The sequence below is a fragment of the Kitasatospora sp. MY 5-36 genome (assembly GCF_001182915.1).
Taxonomy (GTDB): Bacteria; Actinomycetota; Actinomycetes; order Streptomycetales; family Streptomycetaceae; genus Kitasatospora.
In genome coordinates this window covers 1-3,211 of the sequence record NZ_LFVW01000139.1, presented here as the reverse complement: position 1 = coordinate 3,211, position 3,211 = coordinate 1, and the positions used below count along the sequence as shown (strand labels likewise).

The window sequence follows — 3,211 nt, the reverse complement described above, 5'->3', positions numbered from 1 at the left end:
CGGGGAGGGACGGGGGGTACGGGGTACGGCAGTTCAGCAGTTCAGCGGTGATTCAGCATGGCGTACCCGGCCGCTCGCCGCTCACGCCACGGCCCGGTTCCCACCCCCGGCCGGGTTGTTCACTCCTCCGTGGTCCCGGTGGCGCCGTGGACACCGGCGCGCAGCAACTGGTGGCCGAGGTCCACCAGGGCGCGGCCGACCGCGAACTCGTCGCCGACCGCCGGGGCCGGGGCGTCGCGCGGGTTGCGGCGGGAGCGGGTGTCGCTGTGCAGCACGTTGCCGTCGGCGTCCAGCACGGCGTGCACCCGGGTGGTGTCCTCGTCCTCGACCACGTGCAGGCTGAGCTGCCAGTCCTTGGTGCGCACGGCCCCGGGTGCCAGCTGTTCGACCCCGAGGGCGGTGGCCGCGGGGGAGGCCGTCCCGTCGGCGCGGACGATCACCACCGGGCAGACCCCGTGCACCGCGCACCGGGTGGACACCGAGCCGAGCAGGGTCCGGGCGAAGGTGCCCCGGCCGCGACTGCCCAGCACCAGCAGGTCGGCCCCCTCGGCGGCCTCCAGCAGCACCTCGGCGGCGTGGCCCAGCACCAGGCTCTCCCGGACGTCCACCGGGCGGTCCGGGCCGAGGACCTCGTTGATCTCGGCGCTCAGCGTCCGGCGGGCGATCCGTTCGAAGCCGTCGTCCACCATCGGCGCGAACCACCCGTACAGCGAGGGGTACTCCCAGGCCGCCACCGCGTGCACCGTCGCCCCGGTGAGCACGGCCTGGCCGACCGCCCAGCGCAGGGCCGCCTTCGACGGCGGGGAGCCGTCGATCCCGACCACGATCCGGCGCTCCCGGGCGGGGGAGGCGCGGCCGCCGCCCGCGGGGGAGACGTCACCTGCGGAGGAGAGCTGATTGCTGCCCATCACGTCACACCTCCGGGCCTTCGGTGCGGGACTCGCCCCCCTACGCGCGCTCCCCTGCACGGGCTCCCCCCCACACGCGCTTCCCCCGTACTCGTCCCCTCCACACCACGCTGCGCGCCCCGCCCGCCTCCGCGCCAGGGACGTGGTGGCCCGGTCGGGTGGGCGGTTGGGACGGGTCGGCCAGGCGGGCCGGGTGCGCCGTCCGGGGAGCGGCCGTCGGCGCCCGGTCGGGGCCGCCGCGCCGTGCCCTTTTGTGGCCGGAATATTGCGGGCTCGGGTCCGAGCGGTGGTGATTCGGTGGCGTACGCTGATCGTTCTCGCATCATCCTCGGGGGGATCCACTCATGCGCCGTGCCGCGGCCGCCGTCGCGCTGTTCGCCGGACTGACCGCCGTCACCGCCTGCGGGCCGGACGACCCCGCCCCGGCCCCGGCCTCCGCCGCCCCCGTCCCGCCGGGCGAGTCCTCGGCGCCGGGCGGCTCGCCCTCCGGCACGGCCCCGGGCAAGAGCGCCCCGCCCCGGCCCGACGGGACCATCACCGTCGCCTTCGCCGGGGACGTCCACTTCGAGGGCCGCACCGAGGCCCGGCTGGCGGTCAAGCCGCCCGAGCCGGCGCTCGGCCCGATCTCCCGCACCCTCGCCGACGCCGACCTGTCCGTCCTCAACCTGGAGACCGCGATCACCGGGCGCGGCGCCCCGGAGCCGAAGACGTACACCTTCCGCACCTCGCCCAAGGCGCTGTCGGTGCTCAAGGACTCGGGCGTCGACGTCGTCTCGATGGCCAACAACCACGCCGTGGACTTCGGCGCCGACGGCCTCACCGACACCCTCGCCGCCAAGGACTCCTCGCCGATCCCGGTGGTCGGCGTCGGGCACAACGCCAAGGAGGCATACGCCCCGTACGTCACCACCGTGCGCGGGGTGAAGGTCGCGGTGGTCGCCGCCAGCCAGGTCGAGGACCTCACCAACCAGAAGTGGCGGGCCGGCGCGAGCAAGCCGGGCATCGCCTCGGCGCTGGACGTCCCGGCGCTGGTCAAGGCGGTGGAGACGGCGAAGCAGCAGGCCCCGGTGGTGCTCGTCTACCTGCACTGGGGCGACGAGGGCAAGGCCTGCCCGACCGGTCCGCAGACCACCATCGCCAAGAAGCTCGCCACCGCCGGAGCCACCGCCGTGGTCGGCACCCACGCGCACACCATGGTCGGCTCGGGCATGCTCGGCGACACCTACATCGGGTACGGCTTCGGCAACTTCCTCTGGTACGGCACCTCGAACTACGCCAACTCCAACGAGACCGGTGTCACCACCCTCACCCTCACCGCCGACGGCAAGGTGACCGGCGAGGCCTTCACCCCGGCCACCATCGACGACAAGGGCATCCCGGAGCCGGTCACCGGCGCCACCGCCGAGGCCGCCCTCAAGCGCCGCGACGGCCTGCGCGGCTGCACCGGCCTCTCCCCGGCGCCCGCCGCCCCGGGCGCCCCCGGCACCCCCGCGACGGCCCCCACCGCCCCGACGGCCCCAGCCTCCACGGCTCCCGGGAAGTCCTCGACGGCTCCCGCGAAGGCTCCGACGACCCCGGCCGCACCGCGCTAGGGTCCGGTCGACCGGCCCGGATACGTCCTGCGGGCCTTGCCGGACAAACCCTGCCGGACGGGCCTTGCCGGAGGACGGGCCCTGCCGGACCAGGGCGCGGCGTCGCGGTGCGGCGGCACGGGACAGCACGAGACGGCGGCGCGACCACCCGGGCCGCGCCGCCGCCTACCGCCCGCCGGGGGTGCTACTGCTCGGCCCGCGCCCGTGCCCGGACGGCGCGGCGCAGGGTGTCCAGCTGGTCCACCAGTCCACGCCGGGTCGCCGCGGTGAGCTCCGGGTCGGCCAGGCAGGCCTCGGCCGCCCGTACCGTCCGTTCGGTGGCGGCGAAGGCGGGGAAGCCCGTGGTGGCGAGCACCCGGGCCAGTGCGGGGCCGCGGCGGGCGGCGGCCGACCCCAGCTCCTCGAAGTAGCGGGCGGTCAGCCCGTCCAGCAGCTCGGCCTGCTCGGGCTGCCACAGGCCCCTGGCGGTGGCCGCGGCCAGGTAGTTGGAGAGCTCGCCGTGGAACAGCGCCTGCCAGGCGGCCTCCTTGGCCCCCGGGTCGGGCAGTGCGGCGCGGCAGCGCGCGGCGCCCTTCTCGCTGGTGTCGCTGGGGTCGGCGGCGAGTTCGGCGGCGATCTCCGGCTCGCCCGCCGCGCCGAGCACGCACAGCCGCAGCAGCAGCTGCCAGCGCAGGTCCGGGTCGAGCACCGGCCCGCCGGGCACGGTGCCGG

Annotated in this window: 3 protein-coding genes; 1 reads left to right on the top strand and 2 read right to left on the bottom strand. The window is 76.2% G+C overall.

What is annotated here, in order from left to right; all coding sequences use genetic code 11:
* Positions 1-119 precede the first annotated feature (119 nt).
* A complete protein-coding gene (locus tag AE652_RS49475; RefSeq protein WP_063780131.1) occupies positions 120-908 on the bottom strand; it encodes a universal stress protein in 789 nt (262 codons plus the stop codon).
* Positions 909-1,252: 344 nt separating this feature from the next.
* Here AE652_RS49475 and AE652_RS10760 point away from each other — a divergent pair, with 344 nt between their 5' ends.
* Complete coding sequence (locus AE652_RS10760) at positions 1,253-2,500, top strand: CapA family protein (RefSeq protein ID WP_063780130.1); 1,248 nt, start codon at positions 1,253-1,255, stop codon at positions 2,498-2,500.
* A 184-nt stretch (positions 2,501-2,684) separates the two neighbouring features.
* On the opposite strand, the gene AE652_RS10755 is transcribed toward AE652_RS10760, so the two are convergent.
* Positions 2,685-3,211, bottom strand: a 527-nt coding sequence (locus AE652_RS10755) for an ERAP1-like C-terminal domain-containing protein (RefSeq protein WP_049651033.1), incomplete at its 5' end; no start/stop codon positions are given.

Bases quoted from the DNA above. Each gene is read 5' to 3' on its own strand.
- AE652_RS49475 (WP_063780131.1), bottom strand. From the start codon at position 908: ATGGGCAGCAATCAGCTCTCCTCCGCAGGTGACGTCTCCCCCGCGGGC.
- AE652_RS10760 (WP_063780130.1), top strand. From the start codon at position 1,253: ATGCGCCGTGCCGCGGCCGCCGTCGCGCTGTTCGCCGGACTGACCGCC.